This is a genomic window from Pedobacter psychrodurus (assembly GCF_032678585.1).
Lineage (GTDB): Bacteria > Bacteroidota > Bacteroidia > Sphingobacteriales > Sphingobacteriaceae > Pedobacter > Pedobacter psychrodurus_A.
Genome location: NZ_JAVTSN010000015.1, coordinates 118,518 through 144,296 on the forward strand (window position 1 = coordinate 118,518; position 25,779 = coordinate 144,296).

The window sequence follows — 25,779 nt, forward strand, 5'->3', positions numbered from 1 at the left end:
ATGCTGAATTTATTTCAGCATCCTTCCTGCTACAAAGATCCTGAAATGAATCCGATAGCTATCGGATCAGGGTGACAACACGAACAACTGCAAACTGCACTAAAACCCAACTGCCGCAGGCTGTTTACCCCTCAAATTAATTACCGTTCTGCTGATTATCGGCTGCAAGGCAATAAACACGATCGACAATAAACAAAGTACCGCGATCCATTCATAATAACTTACACAAAACTGCAAAAAAGTTTGTTTTTGAACGGCTTTATTGAGCAAACCAACAGCTACCTTACCTGCTTCATCTCGAGGCATCCCTCTGCTACTCAAAGCGGATTGATACATTTTTAATCTTTCTGGCAGGTTAAAATCCAACAGGGTAATACCGCCACGCAAATCGTCGCCATGTTTTCCTTTAAAATAAAGCTGGTAGAAATTGATAAAAGCCAAACTGAGGCTAAAGGTCGAAAAACGAACAAACACACCTACAGATGATGCCGATTGGCTCATACGATCGGGAACCGAAGACATGATAAACATTACAATCGGCGACATTACCATTCCGGCCCCTACTCCTTGCAAAAATAGCGGCAGGTAAAAATTCGCTGTTCCTGCCTCACTGGCAAACAGCTGGCACATCCATAAAAAAAATGCAAAAAGCAATACAAAACCGGTTACCCATAGTACCCTTAAATGTTTCTGGCGGATCAGAAAACGGATGGCAATGATTGAGCCTACTACCACCCCGGCAATATTGAAGATCATAATCTCGTTGGCATGCAACGAATCCATTCCCAAAACATTAATAAAGTACGAGGAAGTTAAGCTAAAAGCACCGCGTATGATATAAAGGATCACCAAAAAGACAATGCCAATGGCAAAATTCCGTGACCTGAAAATACTTAAATCAACTGCTGGTCTTTTTAAGGTAAGTTGTCTAACGATCGAAACCACAAACAAACACAGGATAGCCAAAATGGAGTATAGAATACTGGCATCATCCAGCCAATCGTACTGCTGTCCATAAACCAAAACATAGGCAATACACACCAGCATGGTAGAAAAAAGCACAAAACTCATCCAATCGATCTTGTATAATGGCGTTTTGCGCAATAGATGTACCCTGTTCATTACACTAAACAACAGAACGGCACTGGGCAGAAAACAGAATATAATGGCCTTGTACACCACGTTATATTCAAAATTCTCTACAATAGGTACGGAGAACAACGCTGTTAAGGGCGATACACAAAGGATCATTCCATAAAAAATGGTATAACCTGTTTCTTTCGCATGTTCTGATTTTAACCTGCTAAAAAGCAGATTCAGAGATATGCTGGTTAAACCACAATTTACGATGCCTTGCAGAAACCTCAGTGTAAAAACGAGCCAGATTTCGCGTGTATGATAACACCAATAAGCAATCAGGATTTCTAAAATAATACAAATTAAAAGGTAATCTTTGGTGACCACCCGGGCGAAGAACCTGCGCTCAACCACGGCAAAACTCGCAACTGCTGCATAAAACATCAACAGTGAAAACTGAACATCAGAAGCACTTGCACCATAATAACCGGCAGCTGCTGTGCCATCGGCAGTAGAAAGTGCAAAAAGCAATACCGAGGATAAAAGCACGGCGAAAATGCTCAGTATCACCAACCATTCGGGTATTCTTGCTTTAAATATGGGCAACTGATCAGTCATTTTTCCCATTCCTTTTCACTTTAACACTTGCGCTCATTCCGGCACTCAAAAGACCGATGCCATCGTCTTTTTTATCTAAACGGATACGCACAGGGATACGCTGGGCAATCTTTACAAAGTTTCCGGTCGCATTATCCGGCGGCAATAGCGAAAACCTCGATCCTGTGGCGCCCGAAAGTGATTCGATTTCGCCAATAAACGATTGACCCGGAAAAGCGTCAACCTCAACATTTACCTTTTCGCCAACATGCATTTGAGCAATCTGGGTTTCCTTAAAATTAGCCACCACCCATTTACCGGCACTCCGATCCACAATATAAGCGATGGTTTGGCCGGTTTGAACCAATTGCCCTGCCTGGATGGTTCTTCTACCCATCTTGCCATCATAAGGGGCTACAATTACGGTGTAAGAGGTATTCAGGTTGTTTCTTTTCACAACGGCTTGTCTTCTTTTTATTTCAGACTCCAGTACATCGCTTTGCGCTTTGATATCGTTCGTTCTGGAGATAGCGGTTACATAATCTTCTTTAGCTGCCTGGTACTCTGCCTGTGCAACCTGCAACAAACTCTCAATGGTTTCCAGCTGTTGCCGGGTAGCCGATTCGGCATCGAACAGCTTTTTATAACGGTTATACTCCGTTTGCTGTTTCCAAAGTTTTGCTTTTGCTGCAGCAATTTTGGCTTCGGCAACCAGGGCGGTACTTTGTGCCGTTTTAATATTACTTTGTTGTACCGAAACCTGTGCTTTGGCATTTAATAACGAAGCCGAGGCCTCATCTTGTTGAACTGTGTAGTCGTCATCATCGATCAAAACCAGCGTATCTCCTTTTTTCACATCCTGGTTTTCTTCAAATTTTACTTCTTTGATATAACCACTTACCCTCGCCGTTACCGGATTGATGTATTCATCTACCTGGGCATCGTTCGTTTCCTCATATTTCATATAGCCAAAGAGCGTTTTACCACCCCATACCATCAACACCACTAAAACGATGAGCGCTATTATCGTGGTTATCCTACTGATGATTTTATCGGCCTTGCTTTGTTTCTGTGTGTTCATTTTATAAATTTCCTACGGCTTTTTGTAACTGATAGTATTGTATTTTGGCATTCACTTTTGCGGTGGTGAGTTCGAACCGCGATTGCAATAACTGGGTTTCCGCATCCAACAGATCGGTTAAAAGCGACAACTGGTTGAAATAGGTATTCTGTACAATGCGGTAACTTTCTGCAGCCTGTTTAATATTTTCTTCGGCCAGTGTTATGCGTTGTACCGATTCTTTGTAACGGATATAATTTTCCTCCACTTCCTGGCGGATATGATCTTTCACATCCTCGTCTTCAACCTCCTGCTGATGCACCTTAATCTCCGCTTCCTTCACTTTGTGTTGATTGGTATACCAGGAAGAAACCGGGATTTTAAGCTTCAGTCCAACCATTCCGGTACTATAAAGCGATAAGGCATAAGGATAAAACTGAATCTGTGGATAAGCAAAAGCATACTCACCAAAGAAACCCAAAGAAGGCATAATGTTTGATTTTACATTCTTTAATTTCAATTTTGCCAAAGCCTGCTCTCTTTCCGAAAGCTGTATTTGGTAAGAAGATGTTTTGGCATCGTTAAAATATTCATCAACCTGTTTAAGTGCGATCGCATCGGTTTCATTGTCCGAAATCTGTGGATTCAGTGGTGCATCATCCGTTCTTCCGATCAAAATATTGAGTTTCTGTTTCGCAATTTTAATGCTGTTGCTGATTTCGGTTAATAGCATACGTTGTTTCGAAAGACGCAGTTCGGCCCTTAATACATCACTTTTTAATATCGTACCATTTTTATACAACTGGTTAATTTCGGCCAGTTGTTTTTCGCGGTCGCGGATGTCTTGCTCCAACAAAACCTGATAGGAAATATTACGAAAAACGTCGTAAAAATAAACCGCTGCGGTATAATGGATTTCCTGTTTACTTTGCCCTTTTTGTATCCTGCTCAATTCGCTTTCTACTTTCGATGCATTAATTTCAATAGTGGTTTTCCCACCATTATAAATATTGAAATAGGCATCGGCACTCGCTTTATAATAGGTTGGTGCAACCGGAAACTGACTCGGGGTATGGAAGAGTCCATTTTCGTAAATCGGCAGAGGAAAAACATGCGCATAAAGTCCTTCGGCAGCTATCTCTGGCAACCTTTCAGCCTTGCTTACTTTTACATGCGCATCAGCAGCCTGCACATGGAGGCCCTGCATCTGGATTTTTTTATTGTTGCTATCCGCAAGTGCCCAAATCTGGCTGATGGTAAAATTGCTTTGATCCGGAACAGCTTGTGCATGAACAAAAATTGATGATAAAAGAAAGGGCATGCACACCCAAAATATTCTTTTACTCCTGTTAAAATTCATATTCGTTAATTAATGATGCAAATTTCGCTACAGATTTGTTACTTTGTTTTATCTAAACCGACAGATATTTGTTTAAACCAGCCAAATGATAAAAGTTAGCAACGAAGACCTTTTATTTGCAATCGACGAAAAACCAGAAACCATGTATGTTTGGCATAGCAGGTTTGAAGACCGATTTCAAGACCATACGCATTTAAAAGGACAGCTCACTTATGTAGAGGGCGGCATTATTTTCTTATACACCAAAGAGAAATCTTACTTCCTGCCAGCAAGGCATTATGTTTGGATCCCAGCTGGGGTAGAACACCACTTACAGCACCGCTATCATGCCGCAATTGTGCGGAATATCTATTTTGATACCACTACGGATGATGAAAACCCTTTTTACAAACAGATTGGCATTTACCCTGTAAATAATCTTTTACTCGAAATGTTCCTCTTTTCTGAGCGCTGGAACGGTAATATTGTACCACAAACCAAAGAATATGATTTTTTAAACACCCTTAAAAATATTCTGCCCGTAGTGAGCGAACACCCACTCCCAATTGCATTACCAACAACAGAAAACCAGCGGTTGAGACCTGTGTTAAGACATATCGTTGACGGACTTGCCGATGATGGCATGAGTTTAGAAAGCGTGGGCAAAGCAATGGGATTTAGCGAACGTACACTTTCCAGGTTATTTCAATCGGCCTTAGATACTTCTTTTTTTCAGTATCTGAAATTAGCCAGGATGATTAAAGCAATGGAAAAACTATTGGAAAGTGATGCTACGATCAGCGAGGTTGCTTATCAGGTGGGGTATAATAGTATTTCTTCTTTCAGCAATACTTTTTATAAGATGGTGGGCAAAAGGCCTTCAGAATTTAAGGAACTGAAGCAATCTACCCTAACCAAAATTAATTTGGTGTAATAAGTTTGGCTATAGGAATAAACTTTTCAAAAACAGCTTCGGTATGGGGTGCGTCGGGTAGCTCATCCGTTAAATCCTGCCCGGCCCAATGCTCGTAATGTTTGCCATTCCGCCACAGCCTGCTATCGGTCATATCGTATATCAAACCTTTATAAGCCACCCAAATCTGCGGTTTATCCTGTCCGTTGCGTAAAGCGAGCTGCTGCTTGGTATAACCTGGTAAATCCATTTAGATTAATTTCGCGTTGAAGATAAAGAAAAAAAAGATTGTCCTTCGACTATACTCAGGATGACACCATTTTTTAAAAGGACGCTGACTGTAAGTCTGAGCGCAGTCGAAGACTATTTAGAAGCGCAACACCAGAGCAAAAAAATAAGTTTCTCCCCGTTTTACGCTTGTACGCTTCGCTTCCTCGTACCTCGTTGCTGCAGGGTACCGCTCCAACCAGGGCTAGGTGGCCAATACAGCATTTCATTTGTAGATTTGCAGGGTGCAGAAACCCCTGGTTTTAAACCCGATCTGATAGCTATCAGATGCAGTGGAAAGACCGCAGCGCAGCGAGGACTTGCAACTAAAAGCGGGATTGTAGCCTCCGAAGAATTACTGCACATTCATTTTCAAAAAAAACAATTTATTTTAAGCTATCCTTTTAGCACCTCTGCTTTTAAAAACCTCGTACAGGTAAACATTCATCAACAGCAGGCTCATTAAATAGAAATGATCTTCGAAAGGAATACTGCCCACATTAAAACCTACATTTTCTCGGCTGTTATAGATCACTACCGGGATAGCGGTTAAAAATCCGTTTACAATATAAAAAGGAATAAGTGAAACCAGATAAGCCCTAAAAAACCGGTACATAAACCGATGTTTCGAATTGATGTACTCTACATAACCCAATACCACAAGCAAAAACCCAAAATTAATGAAGGTATACCACCTGCCATGACCGAAAAACAACATGGCCACACATATACCCAGTAATAAATTGCTTATCGCCAGACTATATTTCTGCAGGTTATTTTTAGGAAAATAAACATTTAAACACTCATAAATAAACACACAGGCGTAGGGAACGGTCAAAAAGAAAAGCATCTCCTCTAAAGGCAAACCCAAAAGATTTATGCCAATGATGTAATTGGGATTGAAAGACCATACATCTAGTTTGGTAAACAGGATATCCCAAATTAAAAATACCACACCGGTAATCAATATGGCGGGGAATACAAATTTCCATTTACTAAAGAAATGAACCTTTTTATCAAATGATAAAACCAGTGGAAAGAAAATTACGGCAAGGTTTATAAGTAAATAAGTATAATTCATTTATAGGTGTTTCTTTAAAATTTTAACTTCTGACGGGGTACATCTTTTACTGTCGATCATAAATTTGGCAACATTTTTCACCAGCTCGTGGTCGGCAAGGCCAAAATTTTCATTCTGATAATGTTTAACTATCTCCTTTTTATCTTCGGCAAGGTCCTTACTAAAACCTAAAAAAGAAGGGGTATAAAACTCGATCGAAAACCGCATAAAACGGATTTCCATATTCTCTTTATCCATATCAATCGCTTTTTGCATGGTTTTAAGCGATCGGCCTACATATTTAATCTTGTTATAGGGATTCCATGAATGTTTAGCTTTCAACGCTTCCAACGTTCCGGTATAACCTGTAATCAGAGCTGTTTTATTAGGGAGTTTGTTTAGCTTATTAAATAACGAATCGGTTAACTTCGAGTTTTCTACCGCTTTAACCATATTGGTTTTCAGCGCCGCAATTTCCTGGGTTGATAACTGGGCGTAAGTAATATTGGTAGCTGCAAAGAGCAGAAAAAATATAATGCGTAATTTGATCATGTTTGGGCGCAAAGGTAAGAAAAGCTAATTGTATTTGGCATGTTGTTATGAAGCGGCACTCCATTCCCTTCTTTTAGAGGGGTGTCCTCCCAATCTCATTACATTATGGGATTTAACCACGGATGGACACAGATAAACACGGATTATATCTGTGTGCATCCTTTTTATCTGTGGTTAAATTGTGTTTACCAATAACTAAGACTTACTTAACGACATTGGAATGCCCGCCAGGACGGGATATTTGGAGTTCACGAGCGTTGGTGCGCCACCAAACAAGGAACAAATAACAAAAACAAAACGCAATAAATTTCCTTTATTTACAGCATGGATAAAAAACCCAAAGTTACCGTTATTGGTGCCGGTTTTGCAGGTTTGGCCGCAGCCGCTTTGTTGGCCAAGGATGGTTGCGAAGTTACGGTAATCGAAAAAAATGAAATGGCTGGCGGCCGGGCCAGAACCTGGGAAAAAGACGGCTTTACTTTCGATATGGGACCAAGCTGGTACTGGATGCCCGATGTTTTCGAAAACTACTACCAACTCTTTAATAAAACAACTTCCGATTTTTATGAACTTAAGAGATTAAGTCCATCTTACCGTATTTATTTTGGCAAAACAGATACGATCGACGTTCCGGCAACATTAGCTGATTTGTATGCCTTGTTCGAAAAACTAGAACCTGGCAGTAGTAAAAACCTTCAAACTTTCCTCGATCAGGCCAAATACAAATACGATGTGGGCATGAACGAATATGTTTTTAAACCTTCGCATAGCGTAATGGAGTATTTCGATCCGCGATTGGCCATTAGCGGAATCAAGCTGCAGCTTTTGGGCAATATGCGGAAACATGTACATCAATTATTCAAAAATGAGCGATTAAGGAAACTTTTAGAATTTCCGGTTTTATTTTTAGGTGCCACACCACAAAACACACCTGCTTTGTATAGTTTAATGAACTATGCCGACCTTGTTTTAGGCACCTGGTACCCGATAGGTGGGATGCACAAAATTGTAAGCGCTATGCAAACCATTGCTGAAGAACAGGGCGTGAAATTTATTTTCGATACAGAAGTAAGCAAAATTGAAGTTAAGAACAACATTGCAGAAACAGTGATCACCAATAAGGGTAGTTTCAAAAGTGATTTTATAGTGGGCAATGCCGATTATCACCATATCGACCAACATCTTTTTGAAAAGCCTTACCGCAATTACAGCGAAAAATATTGGGATAAAAGAACAATGGCGCCTTCCTGCCTTTTATTTTATATCGGGTTAAATAAAAAACTAGACCATATATTACACCATAACTTATTCTTCGACGAGAATTTTGATCAGCATGCCGAAGAAATTTATACCGATCCGGAGTGGCCATCAAAACCATTGTTTTACGCCTGCTGCCCTTCGGTTACCGATCCAGGCGTAGCACCGGAAGGTTGCGAGAACCTTTTCTTTTTAATTCCGCTTGCCCCCGATTTAAAAGATAGCGAAAGCAAAAGAGAAGAATACTTTAATGTATTGCTTAAACGTTTCAAAGATTTAACAGGAAATGACATCAGCGCTAACATTTTGTTTAAACGCAGTTATGCCATGAACGATTTTGTGGAAGATTACCATGCTTATAAAGGAAATGCATATGGATTAGCAAACACTTTGAAACAGACTGCTTTTTTAAAACCGAAGATGAAAAGTAAGGTAACAAATTTTTTATACACCGGACAATTAACCGTTCCAGGCCCCGGAGTGCCACCTGCAATCATCTCCGGGCAAGTGGTAGCAAAAGAAATAAAAAAAAAGTTAAAAAAAGCTTGACAAATTTAAAATTTCCCTTATCTTTATAACCACAAAACAAAAACACTGCAATAAAGCTTTAAAACACATAATTGTTCGGGGTTTGCATTTGTTTCGAAATAAGAGAGAAGGCGAATTGTTGAAAGAAAAAATAAGAATCAACTAACCAAATATATGATAAGCAAAAAGGCCTGAATTTTCAGGCCTTTTGCTTTATACGACATTTTGGAAATAACTAGCGTCAATATCTGATCGTCATTTCGACTGAAGCAACGCGGAACGGAGAAATCTGCTTGAGTAGATTTCATGCAGAAAGTAAACAAACAAAAAAGGCCCAGATAAAATCTGAGCCCCTAGTTTTTCGATGGATGTATCTTAAGCCATTTCACTAATGGCAATTTCTTTTGAATATGTTTTAAGGTATTTTTTTAGGATTCCTCTTGCTACGTGGATACGTGTTTTAACCGTTCCGATCGGAATTTCCAACATATCTGCAATTTCATGATACTTATATCCTTCAAAATAACGGATAAAAGGCACATAATACTCTTCAGGCAATTGTGAAAGGGCTTTATCAATATCGCCCAGTACAAATTTACTTTCAGCCTGGTTTTTTGTTGCACTATATGAAAGGTTAGCAGAAGAAATATCTTCGCTCTGGGTAATCAAAGTATTCGTTTTTACCAAACGACGGTAGTTGTTGATGAAAGTATTTTTCATGATGGTAAATAACCAACCTTTCAAATTCGTACCCTCTTTAAACTTATTGTAATAAGTGATCGCTTTCAACATGGTATCCTGAACCAAATCATTCGCGTCTTCTGCGTCTTTTGTAAAATTTAAAGCATAAGATCTAAGTGATACCGAGTGATGATTAACCAGATGATTGAATTCGAATTTTGTCATGATGTTTAGCTTTAGGAAGATTAAAAAAAACAAATGAATTAATGTTCATTCGCCTAAACCTAAACAAACTTAGTACCAAAAATTTCTGGCACGGTGCCAAAAGCGTATAACCACGTTACAGCATGGTTTCGTCACAGAATATTTACTTCTCTTTCTAAAGTGACTCCAAAAGTGGACTTTACACTGTCTATAATCTGTGCAGAAAATTGGAACACCTCTGTGCCAGTTGCACCTCCATGGTTAACTAAAACCAAAGCCTGGTTTTTCCAGGTGCCTGTTTGGCCCACTACTTTGCCCTTCCAGCCACACTGTTCGATTAACCATCCCGCAGCCAGTTTAATCTTATCATCAGCTGTGGGATAATGCACCACATCGGGGTGTTTAGCCACAACATCGGCAAATTCGTATTTTTCGATCACCGGATTTTTAAAGAAACTACCCGCGTTACCAATAGTAGAAGGATCAGGTAATTTACTTACCCGAATATGTGATACCGCCGCAGAAACATCCGCAATATTTGGATTTTCGATGCCACGGTTTAAGAGTTCGGTTTCAATTGCACCGTAAGAAGTATTAATTTTCGCTTCTGCCGACAAACGGAAAGTAACCGACGTAATAATATACTGACCTTTTAACGCTCCTTTGAAAATACTTTCGCGGTAACCGAACTGACAATCAGCATAAGTAAAAGTTTTAACCTGCCCGGTCTTAATCTCAAATGCCGTACAACTTTCGAAAACATCTTTAAGCTCTACGCCATAGGCACCAATATTTTGAATTGGCGAGGCACCTACTGTACCCGGGATAAGACTAAGATTTTCTACACCCGCAAAATGATGTGCCACACAATAATTCACAAAATTGTTCCAAACTTCTCCGGCACCTGCAGTTACCAGGACCTTATCCTCCAAAACTTCAGATTGGATACCTTTGATGCTGATTTTAATGACTAAACCTTTGTAATCTTCAGTAAAAAGCACGTTACTGCCACCTCCAATAATCAAAAGCTTGTTAGATTTTACAACCTCATTTTTAAATAACTTAATCAGACCTGCTTCATCAAATATCTCAGCAAAATAATTGGCCTTAACATCGATGCCAAATGAATTATATGGTTTTAATGAAATATTTTCCTGAATCTGAAGCATATTGATTTTGTGTTATGCTGCAAAAGTAAAATAAAAAGACTTTATATTAATAATTGATTGCCCCTATAGCCTACTATTGAAAAATCGTGGCCAGCTTATTTTTTAAATTAACATGAAAATCATTCCCCTCACCGTCATAACGACCAGCTATTTTACCGTCTTTGTCTATCAAAATGAATGTTGGATAAGCTGCAACATTATACTGCACCACCAAATCATCCCCCTTTTCACTTTTACTGGCATCTATAAGTAAAATGTGTTTCCATAAGCCAGTACGGTCATCCTCAATTGTTTTTTGCCAAAGTTTACGATCTCGGTCGGTGGCTATACTCACAATTTCCAGTCCTTTGTTGTTATATTTTTTATACATTTCGATCAAATCAGAACTCAATGCCCTACAATGCACACACCAAGTCCCCCAAAAATCTAAGAGGACGTATTGGTTGGTTTTAAATTCGGCAAGGTTGATCATTTTTCCATTAGCCAGTTTCGCAGAAAAATTTGGGGCTGTTTGCCCCACCTTACTTAATTCTTCAAAAGCCAGTGCTTTATAAACTACCCTTCCCCAAGCGCTGTTTAACACTGGACCCGAAAAACTCCGATAATAAAACTGAATGGAATCTCTGGGCAAATATCTAATTAACGCGGTAAGCAAATAAGGGCTTAGGTAAGAATCAGGATTTTTGCGAATAAAAGTTAAACTATTTTTTTCTCCAGCTTTAATTACCCTTAATCTTTCGGCATAACTTAAATCAAGATTTGCTTTCAACGCATCAGAACTGCCCTTTTCTTTAATCGTTTTATTTAACACGTCAATCTTATCCAGTATTTCGTCGTATTCCTTTTTAAGCCTAAGCTTATCCCAATCCGATTGTGTTTGCGACCCCAGCAATTCTGCCTTAAAAAACTGGCCAGCAATAACGTTTACCTTCAGATCGCCAGGCTCTAAAAATAACCGGACAGACCTTGGTCCCTCAAAAATATTAGTCTGCCCATGCTTCAAACTGGCCAAACTGGGTTCATTTAAATGACCACTAAATCTGAATGACCCATCCTTTACAAAGGCAGAATCTTTGTTCCCATGATATTCGAGTATAATTTTCTCACCATCCTTCAAATCGGTTTTACCCAATAAATTAAATTTTGAAGCATCATTTTGAGCAAAGCCTGTTAAACTTATAAATACAAAAACTAAAGGAAGCAATATTTTCATGTGAGAGCAGGTTAAGATTTGGCTAGCAGATGATTAAAATTAGTACTTATTGTACAATTTTCGTAATTCCCTTATCAAAATTAAAACTTAACTCCTCCCTTTTTGCTTCGTCTGATTTAACACCCGAAAGTTTCCAGCCGGTAAAAACAGGTTTGGTTTTGGCAAGATCCAATAAACGATATCTTTCTTTTGTGAGCTTCGCACTGATCAAGCCAACACTATCAGATGCTTCCTGACTTAAATGTTCGATCTCGCCCTCTAGTTGGGCTAATGTAGCATCGAGTTCATTTCCTTTTTTTAGGCTATCAGCGTAAGCCTTTGGCGAGATGTTGTAAAGACTATCTAAACTTGTGTTATCGAAATCCAGATCATGATCACTGTTTGCGTATTTAGCTTCCACAAGAGCGATGGCGCGGTCTTTATCTGTTTTTTTGCTGCATGAATATAAGGTCAACGAAATAATTCCAAGAAGAATAGCCAGGTAATAATTTTTCATAGTAGGTATTTTAGCTTTTTAGTACTTTACTTCTAACAAACAACAATCCAAAAGCCTTTCCTTTTTCTTTGTGCTGATTTTTATGGTGGATTTTATGCGCTTTCCTCACCGCTTGCAAATAGGTATTATTGCTTTTAAAAGTTTTAAAGCGGCGGTGCACAAACCAATCGTGCACTACAAAATAGATTATACCATATAAAGTAATACCCAAACCGATAAAAAACCGGTAACCCAGATGCTCCCTGTCGATATACATTAAAAGTATAGACAAGCCTGCAAACAGCACAACGAACAGATCGTTCCACTCGAAAAAAGATTTTGCTTTTTGATGGTGGCTTTTATGCATAAACCATAGTGGCCCATGAAATAAATACTTGTGCATAAACCACGACAAACACTCCATCGCAACGATGGTAAATAGCAAGACTAAAAGACTGATTAATATTGACAATATTTCTAAATGATTGGTTTGTAAAGATATATAAACAGCTGAAGATGCAAAATTGTGTCATAAAATTGTAAGCTTAATGCGCTTTTCAACAAACCTTTCATGACAAATCATTTTTTAGCACTATTTTTGACTAAAATATTAAAAAAGTCAGAAAGTAGAAAAGTAAAATGATTGTAGCCGATAAAAAGAGAGAGCAAATTATTGATGGCGCTATAAAACGCTTTATCCATTTTGGTATTGGAAAAACCACGATGAACGATATTGCAGAAGATCTTTCCGTTTCCAAACCATCGCTTTATTATTATTTCCCGGATAAAAAGCATTTAATTATTGGGGTAATCGAAAGGGTATTTCATGATTTTTTTGAGTTGATCAAAAAGAAATACAATCCCGATCAGCCATTGGAAGAGATCCTTTTTAGCACCATAGATGTTAGAAACACCTTCTTCCAAAAATATTACATGTTAAGGATTACGGAAGGCATCCCTGATTTACTGAACGATGATGTAATAAAAGGCAAACTTCAGGCCCTTAAAGGCTCCGAAAAAGAATTTTTTGCAGAGATTTTTAGTCAGGCAAAAACAAAGGGAGAAATAGAGCACGAGGATACTGCCCATGTTGCAGAACTCTATCTCGAAAGTTTGATGGGCCTTTGTACGATGTGCATTATGGAAACAGGCAAAGATCTTTTCCCGGATAAAAAGGCATTTAATAGAATGACATTGAAACAAAAAAACCTCACTACCATATTTGTAAGGGGATTAAGGTGCACAGATTAAGCAACGAAATACCTACAAAAGAAGAACTTAAATAGATAAGAACCCAAAAACAAAAAACAATACATTATGCTTAGAGTAAAAATGGTAAAATTAATGCTCATACTCCTAATCGGTTCGGTTTTACCGCAGCTGGTAGTTGCTCAGCAGCAAGTTACCTTAAAAGATGCGCTAACCTTTGCGCTCCAAAACAACACCAAGGTTCGCAACGCGAAACTGGATATTGAAGGCGGAAGATACAAGGTTGAGGAAGTTAGGGCACAGGCCTTACCCCAAATTACAGGTAATGTGGGCTTAACCTACAACCCAATTATTGGTCAGTTGGTTGCTAATTTCGGTGGGCAAACACAGGCGATCAAATTGGGTCAGAACTGGAATTCGACTGCAGGTGTTCAGCTTTCGCAACAATTGTTCAACCAACAGGTTTTTACCGGCTTACAGGCTGCTAAATCCAGCGAAGAGTATTATAACCTGACTTCGCAATTAACAGAAGAGCAGATTATCGAACTGGTTGCCAACAATTACTACCAGGTTTTGGTAAACAGACAACAGTTAAATGTAATCGATACCAACATTAAAAATGTAAAGATTGTAGAAAAAATTGTTTCAAACCAATTTAAAAACGGTTTGGCAAGAAAAATCGACGTTGACCGGATCACGGTAAATTTAACCAACCTGAATACACAACGTGAGCAGGTGATCAATGCCATTACCCAATTGGAGAATCAGTTAAAATTCTCGATGGGTATGCCGGTTTCTACGCCAATTAGCTTACCTGCTAATGAATTAACAGAAGTAACTACTTTACCGGTATTCACCGATTCTATCGATCTGGCAAACAGAACTGAGGTGAAACTTTTGGATAACCAGGATAAATTGTTATCCCTGCAAAGAAAGGCTTATGTTGCCGAATATTATCCATCACTGGCTTTAACTGGCAATTATACCTACTCAAGCCAAAGCGATGGTTTCGATTTCTTAAAATCGAATGCTGCCGCAATCGGATACGGCGCATCAGCGGTTGGATTAACCTTAAAAGTGCCCATTTTTAACGGCTTTTTAACACGTTCAAAAATCCGCCAGGCAGATGTAGATATCAAAAAAGCTAAAGAAAGCAGAAAAGAATCAGTAAATTCATTAAACCTGGCTTACGAGAACGCGAAAATCCAATTGCGCAACAACATCAACACCATAAAATCGCAACGTAAAAATGCCGATTTAGCGCAGGAGATTTACAAAAGCACACAAAACAACTATAACAATGGCTTAGCTTCCTTAACCGATCTTCTGGATACAGAAAACGCACTTACAGAAGCACAAAACAGCTATACACAGGCTTTATTGAATTACAAAATAGCCGAAATACAATTAATCAAATCAAACGGAAATATTAAATCGCTAGTTAAATAGAAATGAAAAGAGTAATTATCATAATTGTCGTAATTGTTGTTGCCCTTGGCGCAATCGCTTATGTTTTAAGCAACAATAAAAAGAAGAACGAAGAAAAAACTGCTTTCATTGCTAAAGGTGGTGGTGCAGTTGCCGTTCGTATTGCTGAAGTAGAGAAAAAAGCGGTGAATTTAGATTTCAGTGCAAACGGAAACTTTATTCCTAAACAAGAACTTAACTTCTTATCAGAAAATGCCGGTCGTGTTACTGCTATTTATGTTGATGAGGGTGACCGCGTAAGCAAAGGTCAGGTGATTGCACGTGTGGATGCTGAGATCATCAATACAGACAGAGAAACTGCTGAGGCGAACTACCAAAATGCAGTAAGAGATGAAGCCAGATATCAAAGCTCGTTCTCTACTGGTGGTGTAACCCAACAACAGTTAGATCAGGCTAAATTGGCTACCAGAAATGCAAAATTGCGTTTACAGGCTTCACAACGTAAATTAAGTGATGCAAACATTAAATCACCAATCAACGGTATTGTGAACAAAAGATACATCGAAGTTGGTGCATTTGTAAATACTCAAGGTACCCAAATGTTCGAACTGGTTGATGTTTCTAAATTGAAACTAAAAGTAAACGTAAACGAATCGCAGGTGGCCAACCTTAAAGTTGGAGATAACATCGAGATCAAATCTTCTGTTTTCCCTACAGATAATTTCTCTGGAAAGGTAACTTTCATCGCTGCTAAAGCTGATGGAACCTTAAACTTCCCAATCGAGGTTGAAGTAGATAACAGTCACAAAAATACCTTGAAAGCGGGTATGTATGGAACTGCCATATTTAAGTTTCCTAAACAGGCACCAAGCATTCTTATTCCACGTACCTCATTTGTAGGTAGTGTAAGCAGCAACCAGGTTTTTATGCTGGATAAATCTAACAATACTTCTAAAACCCGTACCGTGGTAGCTGGCCGTATTTTAGGCGACAATGTTGAAATCCTTGACGGTTTAAAAGAAGGTGAAACTGTAATTACCAGTGGCCAGATTAACCTTGCTGATGGTACTGCCGTGAGTATCGTAAAATAATTTAGAGGGATTTAATTGGCTTTTAAAACGCGGTACGCCAATCGCAAAACGCAATACTAATTAAAATGAAGATAACAGATATATCTATAAAAAGGCCTTCGCTGGTGATTGTGGTATTTACCGCACTGACCTTGCTCGGGCTACTAAGTTACTTTTCGTTGGGTTATGAATTACTTCCAAAATTCTCTAACAACGTAGTATCTATTTCGACCATCTACCCTGGTGCTTCACCAAATGAGGTTGAAAATACCGTAACCAAAAAAATTGAGGATGCGGTATCATCGATGGAAAACATCAAAAAAATCAACTCTGTATCATTCGAGAGTTTATCAACCGTTACCATCACCTTAACCGATGCCGCAAACATCGATATTTCACTGAATGATGCCCAACGTAAGGTAAATGCCATTCTTTCTCAATTACCAGAGGATGTAAAAACACCATCGTTAAGTAAGTTCTCGCTAGATGATTTACCGGTGATCACCATGACTGCTTCGGCAAATATGGATGATATCACCTTTTACGATTTAATTGATAAACGTATTGCCCCAGTAATCTCGAGGGTTACCGGTGTTGCGCAGGTAAACTTAATTGGCGGTTCTGAACGTGAAATCCAGGTTTCGTTAGATGCCGATAAACTACAAGGTTATAATCTTTCTGTTCCTCAGGTACAGCAATTGATTTTAACCTCCAACTTAGATTTCCCTACCGGAAGTGTTAAAACCCAGAATCAGGATGTTTTAATCCGTTTATCGGGTAAATACAGAAGCATCGAGGAGTTAAGAAACCTGGTTTTAACCACTTCAAAAGATGGCGCCCAGATTCGTTTAGGTGATGTAGCTGATGTTCAGGATTCGCAAAAGGAAACCGAGAAATTGGCCCGTGTTGACCGTAAAGCCTCTATCGCAATCCAGATCATTAAACAAAGTGATGCAAATGCGGTAGAAGTAAGTAAAGGTACACACGCCATTATCGCGAAACTTAAAGAAGAATATAAAGCCAACAAACTCGACATCAAAATTGTTAACGACAGTTCGATTTTCACTTTAGAATCTGCAGATGCCGTTATCCACGATTTAATTTTGGCGGTTGTTCTGGTAGCATTTGTAATGCTTTTCTTCCTGCACAGTTTACGTAATGCGTTAATTGTAATGGTATCGATTCCGGCATCGTTAATTGCAACGTTTATCGGGATCAGTTTATTTGGTTTTACACTAAACTTAATGTCTCTTTTAGGACTTTCCCTCGTGGTAGGTATCCTGGTGGATGATGCGATTGTGGTACTGGAGAATATCCAGCGACACATGGAGATGGGTAAAAACAAAGTAAGGGCTGCTTCTGATGCAACACGAGAGATTGGTTTTACCGTTGTATCGATTACTTTGGTAATCGTGGTGGTATTCTTCCCTATTGCCATCAGCTCAGGTTTGGTATCTAACATTCTACGTCAGTTCTGTGTGGTAGTAATTATTGCAACCCTACTTTCGTTGGTTGCTTCATTTACCATTGTACCATTACTTTTCTCACGTTTTGGAAAGCTAGAGCATATAGAAGGCAAAAACATATTTGGCCGCTTTATTTTATGGTTCGAAAAACAGCTAAAAAAATTCACCATTTGGATTACCAGCATCTTAACATGGTCGTTAAACCATAAAAGACGTACCATCCTGGCGGTAGTTGTATTATTCGTTGCTGCAATGTGGTTAGCGGGGGCAGGTTTTATCGGATCGGAGTTTTTCCCTAAATCTGATAAAGGTGAATTCTTAATTCAGATTGAATTACCAAAAGATGCGCCGCTAGAACAAACCAACTTCTTTACGCAAAGAGCAGAAGCTTACTTAGATAAACAGCCAGAAATTGTACAGTTAATTACGACTGTTGGTCAGGCCAGTGGCGACTTTGGTGGAACCCAGGCAACGGCATACAAATCAGAAATTAACGTTAAGCTGGTAGAGCGCGATAAACGCGAAGGCATGTCATCGGATATTTTTGCAACCAAGATGAGCCGTGCTTTGGCAAAAGAGCTTGTTGGGGCAAAAGTTAAAACGGTGCCAATTAGTATTTTGGGTATCGCTGAAAATGCACCTATCAGTTTGGTAGTAATGGGCTCTAACTTAGATAGCGCTTTAAAATATGCCGAAGGTGCTCAAAAATTACTGAGAACAATTCCCGGAGCTACCGAGATTAAACTATCAGTAGAAAAAGGAACACCAGAGATTAACGTTCAGGTAGACCGCGATAAGATGTCGGCAGTGGGCTTAACATTACAAACTGTAGGTTCGACCATGCAAACCGCATTTGCCGGTAATACCGATGGAAAATACCGTAAAGGTGAATACGAGTACGATATCAATATCCAATATCAGGATTTCAACAGAAAAAATATTGATGATGTACGTAACCTGATTTTTGTAAACGCTGATGGCAAACAGATTAAGTTATCGCAGTTTGCAAATATCACCGAAGGTTCCGGACCAAGTCAGTTAGAGCGTTTAAATAAATCAACTTCAGTATCTGTTCAGGCCCAATCAATTGGTAGGCCAACAGGAACTGTAGTGGCTGAGTTTCAAACGAAACTACAGGAAATGCAAAAAAATGGTAAGTTAAAAGCACCAATCGGGGTAAGTTATACCTGGGCTGGGGATCAGGAAAACCAAAGTGAAGGTTTTGGTACTTTAGGTATCGCTTTACTGGCTTCGATCATTTTGGTATACCTGATTATGGTAGCCCTATATGATAGTTTTGTTTATCCATTTGTGGTGATGTTCTCGTTGCCACTGGCGTTAATCGGAGCTTTCTTAGCATTGGCTTTAACCAATAACTCTATCGGTATCTTTACCATTTTAGGTTTTATCATGCTAATGGGTCTGGTAGCAAAGAATGCGATCATTCTGGTCGATTTTACCAACCACATGAAAGCTGAGGGTAAATCGACTATCGAAGCGTTAATTTTAGCCAACCATGCGCGTTTACGTCCAATTTTAATGACCACCATCGCCATGATTTTCGGTATGCTTCCAATTGCATTAGCAAGCGGTGCAGGTGCCGAATGGAAAAATGGCTTGGCATGGGTTATCGTTGGTGGATTAACCAGTTCGCTGTTCTTAACCTTAATTGTTGTACCAGTAGTTTACTTAATTTTCGACATTATGTTAGATAAGTTAGGTTTCAACAAAAAAACTAAAACAATTGATGAATTGATGGAAGAACCATACGACCACAAAGATGTGCTCGAATATGATATCGACTTAAAACATTAATAAATATCCAGATTAACAATCAGCTAAGGCCGCCTCCCAAAGGCGGCCTTTTTTTATGCGCAGATAATTCTACAATACTGTATCCAAACAAATTATGTAGCAACATTGTATATTAGGCATTATGTTCAAAATCATTTTTAGCCTGTTCCTGATCTGCGCTACCCTCTTAGTAAAAGCTCAACATCCTCCTGTTTTTCCGGCAATGACTACTGATTCGAGCTTTGTTAAAGTTTACAACCTCGACATTACCCTGGTGAAATACAGCTATAAACCTAATGGAATAAAATTTTTGGTGGTGCACGACAATGAAGATACCGGTGTAAAAGCAGGTTTTGATTATATCCGCTGGAGTGGTGGAGAACTGATCGATAGCCAATATGGTGGCGTAAGGGATTATTATTTCACTTATATGGACGATCAATACCGTATAGATCCCAATGCGATTTATACCGAAATAGGTGTAAATACGCGATTAAAGAAAGATTTATTTAGCTCTAACGAAGTGGAGAAAGCCATACTAAGTGCGGGCAAACAGATTGTCGATTTTTATGATCCAAAAGCTACAGGTTATTTTTTAACCCTACACAACAATGCTGATGGCGGTTTCGGAATTTCCTCCTACTTACCAGGATATGATTTGGCCAGCACAGCCGATTCTGTATACATTAACTTCCAGATGGATGGCGATGACCTGATTTACGTAACTGAACCCAGATTGTTTTCGAGTTTAAAAAAAGCAAACGTAAACGTAATCCTGCAATCTAAATTTGCTACTAATGACGGCTCGCTTTCAGTTTATGCCATGCAGAATAATATCCCTTATATCAATGTAGAAGTACAGCATGGGCACCAGGATGAAAATTTAAGGCTGATTGAACTTGCTATCGCAACGCTAAAAGAACATGGGTTGGTGAAGAACGAGTAACCATATAAGCTTCATCAATTAATATCTATTGGCAATGCTTATTCTTATCTTCTTTATCTGATTCGATCGTCATGCTGAACTCGTTTCAGCATCTTCCCCAGCAAAATAGCCCCTGAAATAAATTCAGGGTGACGATTATTCTAGTATTTTCTGAGTTAACCAACTCAAAAAATTAACATCAGTATTAATTTATCGCCTTTATTTTCGTCACTAGAAAAGTGATCAATAAACCAAAAACAGAAATGATCCCGAAAGAATAACGTAGACTGGACAATTGCGAAACATAACCAATTAAGGGTGGGCCGAATAAAAACGCAAAATAGCCAATACTCGAAACCATCGTAATTGCTTTGCCGGCAGGCACTTTTTTGTTGTTACCCGCAATACTATATACCATCGGCACAATACTCGAAACACCCAGACCAATTAACATAAAGCCGAAGATGGCTACAATAATATTGGGGAATATTACTGCTAATGCCATGCCAATCGATATAATCGCACCGCTGATCTGCAAAAGGTTTTTCCGCCCGAATTTACTGATCAGGAATACGCCTAAAAACCTTCCACTGGCCATCATAAACATAAACGAGGCATAGCCAATAATGGCCCTATTATGTGGCAGTTTCACTACATCTTCAAAATAAATGGCGCTCCAATCGAACATCGTTCCTTCGGTGGCCATACTGCAAAACGCAATAACTCCCAGCAATACCAAAATCCCCTGTGGCATGGTAAAAAACTTTGTTTTCTCAATCGGGGTATCAGGCTTTTTATAGTGTAATAGTTTTTTCGAGTTAAACACAACATTGCTTAACGATAGTAAGGCAATGATCCAAAAATGCGTATACATCCCTAATTTTAGGTTAACCAAACCCAGGGCAATTAATGCCCCGGTTAAATTCCCTATGCTCCAGGCACCATGGAAAGAACTCATAATGGGCTTGCCATAATAATTTTCGCCCGCAACACCTTGTGTATTTAAAGCAATATTGCAGAGATTACCTGTTATACCAAACAACACTAAAAAAGCTGCCAGCTGCCATCCCGTAGTAGCGAGGGCCAAAAAAGTTAAGGCGATTGCATATAATGGCGCAGTGGCCTTGAGCATTTTTTTGCTACCAAAATGTGTGGTGAGTTTTGCAGAAAAAAACATCGTAATAATCTGCCCGGCAGGTAATGCGAAAAGAATGGAACCCAATTCAGCATCATTCAAACCCATCGAAGCTTTAAAAGTTGGAATCCTGCTGGCCCAGCTCGCAAAACAGACCCCTTGCATAAAATAGAAGGCCGATATTGCGAAACGTACTTGTTTTGGAGAGCTTTGCGCTGTTACAGGTTGATCTTCTGGTGTACTTAAAATTGCCTGTTCTTGCGTGCTTTCTTCCAAAATGATGTTTTAAATTAATGATTAAGCTACAAAGTTCCTTAAATCTATTGGAAATACCGACAATTTTTTAACATTATATCAAAATATTTGCAACGCATCAGGTTAATATATTAGATTTTCCATTTTTCCTCTTCATAGGCACTATTCCAAAACATCCATTCCAACCGCGTGGCCATTTCGAAAGCCAACCACATTTTCTCCTGGGTTTCGGCATTGGCAAGCGCCGCCAGTTGATCGGTAATGGTGATCGCTTTTTCCACTGCTATAGCAAATTCCACACCCGCATACATATCAATCCATCTTTTGTAAGGATTCTGATCACCTTCCTGACGCGAAAAAATAGAATCACCCACCGCTTTATAAATCCAGAAGCAAGGCAAAACAGCCGCCACGGCAACTTCTACATTGGCATAAGCTGCCTCACTGAGGATATAGTTGGTATACAATAACGTAGATGGGCGGGGGTGCACTTCGCTATCCAGACCAAATTCTACAAAATAACTTTCATGTAAACTACGCTCTGCGAAAATGGCGCCAGTAGAAAATCCGGCAAAGGCCAAAACCAGATCAGCATCCTGCATGCGGCTACTGATGGTGCTTAATGTCCGGCCGAATGCTAAAAGATAATAAGCATCTTGTGCTAAATAAAATATAAACTTCTCTTTAGGCAAAGTACCATTGCTCAATTCTGCATTGAAAGGCATTTCTAAAATTTTAGCATAAATAGGGCTAACCCTTTCCCACGCTTTCTCGCTCCACGTCATTGTATAATTAATTTTAAAGGGTCAAAAAAGTGATTTAACGGCCCATTTCCATAACCTGTTGTTATCTCGCTTCCTGCTTGTAATGCCGCACTGATGTAATGTTTGGCTATTTTAATGGCCGGTAATAGGTCGTGGCCCTTTGCCATCTCAGCGGCTATGGCCGATGAAAGTGTGCAACCTGTTCCATGCAGGTTTTTCGAGACAATGTAGGCACTTTCCAATACCACCGGCGTTTCGTTTCCTAAAATGAAAACATCGTAAATCGTTGGCCCTAGTAAATGTCCGCCTTTTATTAAAACAGCTTTTGCCCCTTTTTCGATAATTTTATAACCCGCAGCAATCATCTCATCAAGGTTATTGATCCCCAAGCCTGAAAGTATAATGGCCTCATCAATATTTGGTGTAACCAGATTTACGATGGGGAACAATTTCTCTACCAGTTGCTTAACGGTATCAGGTTCGATTAGGCGATGACCACTAGTGGCCACCATAACAGGATCTAAAATAACCGGAACACTGTGATTATAGGCCTTTAACTCCTTTTCGATTACCTGTACCACTTCTGCACGGTTAATCATGCCGATTTTGATGGCAACCGGCTTTATATCTTCCAATACGGCCTGGATCTGATCTTTAATCATTGCTGCGGGAATGCCAAATACCGACCTTACACCCATGGTGTTTTGAGCGGTTACTGCGGTAATTACCGAGGTTCCAAAACACCCCAATGCAGAAAAGGTTTTTAAATCGGCCTGAATACCAGCACCACCCCCACTGTCGGAACCCGCTATGGTTAATACATTAATATACTTCATTGCTAAAAGACTTCATTTTGTTATACTATAACTTCAGGAGTCTTCAAATGCAGTATGCATTTACGCAATTTTTGCAGACAAACTAATTTCCTACGCCGGCATGATCCGGATCAGGTTCATTTATAAGGTATAAGGTGTGGGGTTTAGGGCATAGGGTTTTTACCTTCCGCCTTTTACCTTTTAGCTTTCACCTATAAAACGGGTATATTCTCAGCCAACTGATTTGAAGGCACCCCTAAAGTTTTATTTCGTAGCGCAATATAGGGCTTAGTTTTTATTCTTTGTTATGATATGTAAAGAGTTGTCAACTTAATAGCGAAAGCCTATTAAAGCTGACAATTCCAAAAACAAAAACCCCGGTATAAAACCGGGGCTAAAACACAATAATTAATAAAGGGATAGAGACTATATTTTATCTGGCTGAAAGAACCTAACGGTACCATCGCCTTCGTTCGAAACAATTAATAAACTTCTTCCATTAGGGCTATCTTTTGCCTTAACAAAAAGTAAACCTTCAGGGGCATCACCTGTAGAGAACAACTGGACAAATTTTGGTGAGGCTGGTGTAGTTACATCGTAAACAGCAATCATATCTGCACGTTCCATCCCTATAAAAGCTAAGGTTTGTCCATTTACCTGCGCAACAGTTACACTTTCTACCTCAACACCTTTATTATCTGAACGGTCGTCGTCATATTTACCCGCATCAATTACATGTTGCTCTAAATCTTTACCAATGTTGGCTACCAAAGCACCGGTGCTTGCATTCAGAATGCTCACACTTCTGCCACCTGTTGAGTACAGCTCCTGATATACTTTATTCGTACCAACCATGGTAAAACCAGCGGTATTGGTTACTGTAAGCCTTCCTAAATTGGCATCTAACTGTAGGGTTGCCGCGTTCGGGAATTTAACCGGATCTAACATAAGATCTTTTACGCGTACTTCTTCTTTTGCATCTTTTGGTGTATAATCCTGTCTGGTATCCCCTTCATTGGCCAGGGCCAGATAAGCTGTACCGCCAGCCGTAAAATAGGAGATGGCATCTGGTAAATAATAAGCTTTGATTGGCCAGGTACCTAAAACTTTTTTACTGTCTTTATCGCTTACATCAAAAGCATTTTCAGCCAGGCTGATGTCTCTCGTGCCCAGGGGATTTATTTTAGTGATCGTTCCTGCAACAATATCTACTTCTGCAACGCCATTATTTTCCTGTAAGGTAACGTATGCTTTTTTTGAATCGGTGCTTACTGCGATATATTCGGGTTCGATATCTTGTGCAAAACTTGCATTTAAACCGTAAATCCTAAAACCAGCAGCAAGCAAAGCTGCCTTTTGTGATTCGAAAGACGAAAAATCTAATGTTTTTACAGAGTAGTTGTCTTTGATGCTGATGATCGAAATGGTTCCTTTAGGATCAACGGTATAAGCAAGATTAGGTTCACCTTCGTTAGCCGACAGGATGTAATTTCCATCCGGACTAAAAGTTACCATATCGGGCATGGCACCAACCGTTATTTTTTTAACTTCTTCTAAAGTGGAGGTTTTTAAAACCACAACATCACCATTACCTTGTTTATCTGCACCATCTAAAGCAATTGCCAATAAACCGTTATTTACTGCCACACTGTTGATACCTGCATTATTTGGATATAAAAGTGTTTTCAGTTTGGTAACCGTTGGATATTTGCTCATGTCAACCACATCAACCTTGGTTCCGCCATCGTTACTTACTACAAATAATTGCTTGGTTAACGGATCGTAAGCAGAAATTTCTGAAGCAAATTCTCCACCTAGATCAATCGAAACCGTTTCTTTAAAGCTGTCGATTTTCTCAGGAACAACAGCTTCTACAGGAGGATCTACAATCGGATCATCAGTTGAATCTTTTTTGCAGGCAGCAAATGCCAATGATGCCATCAGGATGGCGCCAAATAGTTTTTTACAGTTCATGGTTCGTTTAATATCTGAACCGCAAAAATAGCCGCACATAACGCCATTTTTCAGGCGCGGTTTGTTATCATTTTATTAAGAAAATATTAAATAAACTACAGTGTAACCTGCTCGGATTTTTAGTGAACATCGTATGCATTATGCATTTCCAATCAGCTAGGCCTAAGCACCACATCCCCGTTCTACTTAATTCCGGCCTAACAAATTTTTCGGCAGAAACTGAACTAGCCAAACCACTCGCTTTGAAAGAAAAATTTTCAGCCGGCGTTTTTTGTTTCTTTTTGACGCCAAAAAGAAAGAGCTTTTCGGCGGCGGCGAGCCGAGGCAAGGATGAGCTGAAGGGTAAAAAATATTAGTAGCAATCGTTGTAAGATTGCTTCGTACCTAGCAATGACGGAAAGGGGCTAAAGGAAAGAAATATGATATGAAGAGTTGTCAACTTTAATAACCAGCTTGCTAGAAAGTTGACAACTCTAAAATTAAAAAGCCGACAATTTCTTATCGGCTTTAGGTTTTTGCATGAGGGATAGGAGTATAAATCTCCCGATTTAT

The 25,779-nt window shown here is 39.3% G+C and carries 22 protein-coding genes and 1 riboswitch; of the genes, 7 read left to right on the plus strand and 15 right to left on the minus strand.

Annotated elements, in window-relative coordinates; genetic code table 11:
- Window positions 1-99: 99 nt before the first annotated feature.
- Genes R2S57_RS12170 through R2S57_RS12180 form a run of 3 tightly spaced genes read right to left on the minus strand, consistent with a single transcriptional unit; the run spans window position 100 to window position 4,094 of the window.
- Entirely contained in the window at window positions 100-1,704 is a 1,605-nt protein-coding gene (locus R2S57_RS12170) for an MFS transporter (RefSeq protein WP_316845224.1), read from the minus strand.
- Complete coding sequence (locus R2S57_RS12175) at window positions 1,688-2,755, minus strand: HlyD family secretion protein (protein ID WP_316845225.1); 1,068 nt, start codon at window positions 2,753-2,755, stop codon at window positions 1,688-1,690. Before R2S57_RS12175 ends, R2S57_RS12170 begins: the two co-directional genes overlap by 17 nt.
- Window position 2,756: 1 nt before the next feature.
- Window positions 2,757-4,094, minus strand: coding sequence for a TolC family protein (locus R2S57_RS12180; protein ID WP_316845226.1), 1,338 nt, complete (start codon window positions 4,092-4,094; stop codon window positions 2,757-2,759).
- A gap of 85 nt (window positions 4,095-4,179) precedes the next feature.
- Here R2S57_RS12180 and R2S57_RS12185 point away from each other — a divergent pair, with 85 nt between their 5' ends.
- The gene (locus R2S57_RS12185) at window positions 4,180-5,007 is read left to right on the plus strand and encodes an AraC family transcriptional regulator (RefSeq protein WP_316845227.1); all 828 of its coding nucleotides are present in this window, start codon (window positions 4,180-4,182) and stop codon (window positions 5,005-5,007) included.
- On the opposite strand, the gene R2S57_RS12190 is transcribed toward R2S57_RS12185, so the two are convergent.
- The 3 genes from R2S57_RS12190 to R2S57_RS12200 form a co-directional block, all read right to left on the minus strand.
- On the minus strand, window positions 4,994-5,236 hold the full coding sequence (locus R2S57_RS12190; protein WP_316845228.1) for a cytochrome b5 domain-containing protein: 243 nt from the start codon (window positions 5,234-5,236) through the stop codon (window positions 4,994-4,996). The genes R2S57_RS12185 and R2S57_RS12190 overlap by 14 nt on opposite strands.
- 408 nt (window positions 5,237-5,644) lie before the next feature.
- Entirely contained in the window at window positions 5,645-6,334 is a 690-nt protein-coding gene (locus R2S57_RS12195) for a lycopene cyclase domain-containing protein (RefSeq protein ID WP_316845229.1), read from the minus strand.
- Window positions 6,335-6,865, minus strand: a complete 531-nt coding sequence (locus tag R2S57_RS12200; protein WP_316845230.1) for a hypothetical protein — start codon at window positions 6,863-6,865, stop codon at window positions 6,335-6,337.
- Window positions 6,866-7,189: 324 nt separating this feature from the next.
- Between R2S57_RS12200 and R2S57_RS12205 the strand changes: the two genes are divergently transcribed.
- Window positions 7,190-8,671 (plus strand): phytoene desaturase family protein, encoded by a 1,482-nt coding sequence (locus tag R2S57_RS12205; protein ID WP_316845231.1) that lies wholly within the window; start codon window positions 7,190-7,192, stop codon window positions 8,669-8,671.
- 354 nt (window positions 8,672-9,025) lie between these two features.
- Here R2S57_RS12205 and R2S57_RS12210 read toward each other — a convergent pair whose 3' ends face one another.
- From R2S57_RS12210 to R2S57_RS12230, 5 genes are all read right to left on the minus strand, one after another.
- Window positions 9,026-9,556, minus strand: coding sequence for an RNA polymerase sigma factor (locus tag R2S57_RS12210; RefSeq protein ID WP_293304601.1), 531 nt, complete (start codon window positions 9,554-9,556; stop codon window positions 9,026-9,028).
- A 131-nt stretch (window positions 9,557-9,687) separates the two neighbouring features.
- Window positions 9,688-10,704, minus strand: a complete 1,017-nt coding sequence (gene murB / locus R2S57_RS12215) for a UDP-N-acetylmuramate dehydrogenase (RefSeq protein WP_316845232.1) — start codon at window positions 10,702-10,704, stop codon at window positions 9,688-9,690.
- A 73-nt stretch (window positions 10,705-10,777) separates the two neighbouring features.
- The gene (locus R2S57_RS12220; protein ID WP_316845233.1) at window positions 10,778-11,917 is read right to left on the minus strand and encodes a TlpA disulfide reductase family protein; all 1,140 of its coding nucleotides are present in this window, start codon (window positions 11,915-11,917) and stop codon (window positions 10,778-10,780) included.
- Window positions 11,918-11,963: 46 nt separating this feature from the next.
- Entirely contained in the window at window positions 11,964-12,413 is a 450-nt protein-coding gene (locus R2S57_RS12225) for a hypothetical protein (protein ID WP_316845234.1), read from the minus strand.
- A gap of 10 nt (window positions 12,414-12,423) precedes the next feature.
- Window positions 12,424-12,864 carry a sterol desaturase family protein gene (locus R2S57_RS12230; protein WP_316845235.1) on the minus strand — a complete coding sequence of 147 codons (441 nt, stop codon included), beginning with the start codon at window positions 12,862-12,864 and terminating at the stop codon, window positions 12,424-12,426.
- Window positions 12,865-13,031: 167 nt separating this feature from the next.
- On the opposite strand from R2S57_RS12230, the gene R2S57_RS12235 reads away from it, so the two are divergent.
- The 5 genes from R2S57_RS12235 to R2S57_RS12255 all read left to right on the plus strand — a co-directional run bounded on the left by R2S57_RS12235 (window position 13,032) and on the right by R2S57_RS12255 (window position 20,305).
- Window positions 13,032-13,643, plus strand: coding sequence for a TetR/AcrR family transcriptional regulator (locus R2S57_RS12235; RefSeq protein ID WP_316845236.1), 612 nt, complete (start codon window positions 13,032-13,034; stop codon window positions 13,641-13,643).
- Window positions 13,644-13,736: 93 nt separating this feature from the next.
- Complete coding sequence (locus R2S57_RS12240; protein ID WP_316845237.1) at window positions 13,737-15,050, plus strand: TolC family protein; 1,314 nt, start codon at window positions 13,737-13,739, stop codon at window positions 15,048-15,050.
- Between the two features lie 2 nt (window positions 15,051-15,052).
- On the plus strand, window positions 15,053-16,120 hold the full coding sequence (locus tag R2S57_RS12245) for an efflux RND transporter periplasmic adaptor subunit (protein ID WP_316845238.1): 1,068 nt from the start codon (window positions 15,053-15,055) through the stop codon (window positions 16,118-16,120).
- A 65-nt stretch (window positions 16,121-16,185) separates the two neighbouring features.
- Entirely contained in the window at window positions 16,186-19,380 is a 3,195-nt protein-coding gene (locus R2S57_RS12250; protein ID WP_316845239.1) for an efflux RND transporter permease subunit, read from the plus strand.
- A 121-nt stretch (window positions 19,381-19,501) separates the two neighbouring features.
- Window positions 19,502-20,305: a hypothetical protein gene (locus R2S57_RS12255; protein ID WP_316845240.1), complete on the plus strand. Its 804-nt coding sequence runs from the start codon at window positions 19,502-19,504 to the stop codon at window positions 20,303-20,305.
- A gap of 184 nt (window positions 20,306-20,489) precedes the next feature.
- Here the strand turns inward: R2S57_RS12255 and R2S57_RS12260 are convergent, their stop codons facing one another.
- The 4 genes from R2S57_RS12260 to R2S57_RS12275 form a co-directional block, all read right to left on the minus strand.
- Window positions 20,490-21,695 carry an MFS transporter gene (locus R2S57_RS12260; protein WP_316845241.1) on the minus strand — a complete coding sequence of 402 codons (1,206 nt, stop codon included), beginning with the start codon at window positions 21,693-21,695 and terminating at the stop codon, window positions 20,490-20,492.
- A 110-nt stretch (window positions 21,696-21,805) separates the two neighbouring features.
- Window positions 21,806-22,459 carry a TenA family protein gene (locus tag R2S57_RS12265; RefSeq protein ID WP_316845242.1) on the minus strand — a complete coding sequence of 218 codons (654 nt, stop codon included), beginning with the start codon at window positions 22,457-22,459 and terminating at the stop codon, window positions 21,806-21,808.
- Entirely contained in the window at window positions 22,456-23,274 is an 819-nt protein-coding gene (gene thiD, locus R2S57_RS12270; protein ID WP_316845243.1) for a bifunctional hydroxymethylpyrimidine kinase/phosphomethylpyrimidine kinase, read from the minus strand. Before thiD ends, R2S57_RS12265 begins: the two co-directional genes overlap by 4 nt.
- A 69-nt stretch (window positions 23,275-23,343) precedes the next feature.
- Window positions 23,344-23,521: riboswitch (TPP riboswitch) on the minus strand.
- 158 nt (window positions 23,522-23,679) lie between these two features.
- A complete protein-coding gene (locus R2S57_RS12275; RefSeq protein ID WP_316845244.1) occupies window positions 23,680-25,227 on the minus strand; it encodes a choice-of-anchor I family protein in 1,548 nt (515 codons plus the stop codon).
- Between the last annotated feature and the right edge of the window lie 552 nt (window positions 25,228-25,779).

Bases quoted from the DNA above. Each gene is read 5' to 3' on its own strand.
- R2S57_RS12170 (WP_316845224.1), bottom strand. From the start codon at position 1,704: ATGGGAAAAATGACTGATCAGTTGCCCATATTTAAAGCAAGAATACCC.
- R2S57_RS12175 (WP_316845225.1), bottom strand. From the start codon at position 2,755: ATGAACACACAGAAACAAAGCAAGGCCGATAAAATCATCAGTAGGATA.
- R2S57_RS12180 (WP_316845226.1), bottom strand. From the start codon at position 4,094: ATGAATTTTAACAGGAGTAAAAGAATATTTTGGGTGTGCATGCCCTTT.
- R2S57_RS12185 (WP_316845227.1), top strand. From the start codon at position 4,180: ATGATAAAAGTTAGCAACGAAGACCTTTTATTTGCAATCGACGAAAAA.
- R2S57_RS12190 (WP_316845228.1), bottom strand. From the start codon at position 5,236: ATGGATTTACCAGGTTATACCAAGCAGCAGCTCGCTTTACGCAACGGA.
- R2S57_RS12195 (WP_316845229.1), bottom strand. From the start codon at position 6,334: ATGAATTATACTTATTTACTTATAAACCTTGCCGTAATTTTCTTTCCA.
- R2S57_RS12200 (WP_316845230.1), bottom strand. From the start codon at position 6,865: ATGATCAAATTACGCATTATATTTTTTCTGCTCTTTGCAGCTACCAAT.
- R2S57_RS12205 (WP_316845231.1), top strand. From the start codon at position 7,190: ATGGATAAAAAACCCAAAGTTACCGTTATTGGTGCCGGTTTTGCAGGT.
- R2S57_RS12210 (WP_293304601.1), bottom strand. From the start codon at position 9,556: ATGACAAAATTCGAATTCAATCATCTGGTTAATCATCACTCGGTATCA.
- murB (WP_316845232.1), bottom strand. From the start codon at position 10,704: ATGCTTCAGATTCAGGAAAATATTTCATTAAAACCATATAATTCATTT.
- R2S57_RS12220 (WP_316845233.1), bottom strand. From the start codon at position 11,917: ATGAAAATATTGCTTCCTTTAGTTTTTGTATTTATAAGTTTAACAGGC.
- R2S57_RS12225 (WP_316845234.1), bottom strand. From the start codon at position 12,413: ATGAAAAATTATTACCTGGCTATTCTTCTTGGAATTATTTCGTTGACC.
- R2S57_RS12235 (WP_316845236.1), top strand. From the start codon at position 13,032: ATGATTGTAGCCGATAAAAAGAGAGAGCAAATTATTGATGGCGCTATA.
- R2S57_RS12240 (WP_316845237.1), top strand. From the start codon at position 13,737: ATGCTCATACTCCTAATCGGTTCGGTTTTACCGCAGCTGGTAGTTGCT.
- R2S57_RS12245 (WP_316845238.1), top strand. From the start codon at position 15,053: ATGAAAAGAGTAATTATCATAATTGTCGTAATTGTTGTTGCCCTTGGC.
- R2S57_RS12250 (WP_316845239.1), top strand. From the start codon at position 16,186: ATGAAGATAACAGATATATCTATAAAAAGGCCTTCGCTGGTGATTGTG.
- R2S57_RS12255 (WP_316845240.1), top strand. From the start codon at position 19,502: ATGTTCAAAATCATTTTTAGCCTGTTCCTGATCTGCGCTACCCTCTTA.
- R2S57_RS12265 (WP_316845242.1), bottom strand. From the start codon at position 22,459: ATGACGTGGAGCGAGAAAGCGTGGGAAAGGGTTAGCCCTATTTATGCT.
- thiD (WP_316845243.1), bottom strand. From the start codon at position 23,274: ATGAAGTATATTAATGTATTAACCATAGCGGGTTCCGACAGTGGGGGT.
- R2S57_RS12275 (WP_316845244.1), bottom strand. From the start codon at position 25,227: ATGAACTGTAAAAAACTATTTGGCGCCATCCTGATGGCATCATTGGCA.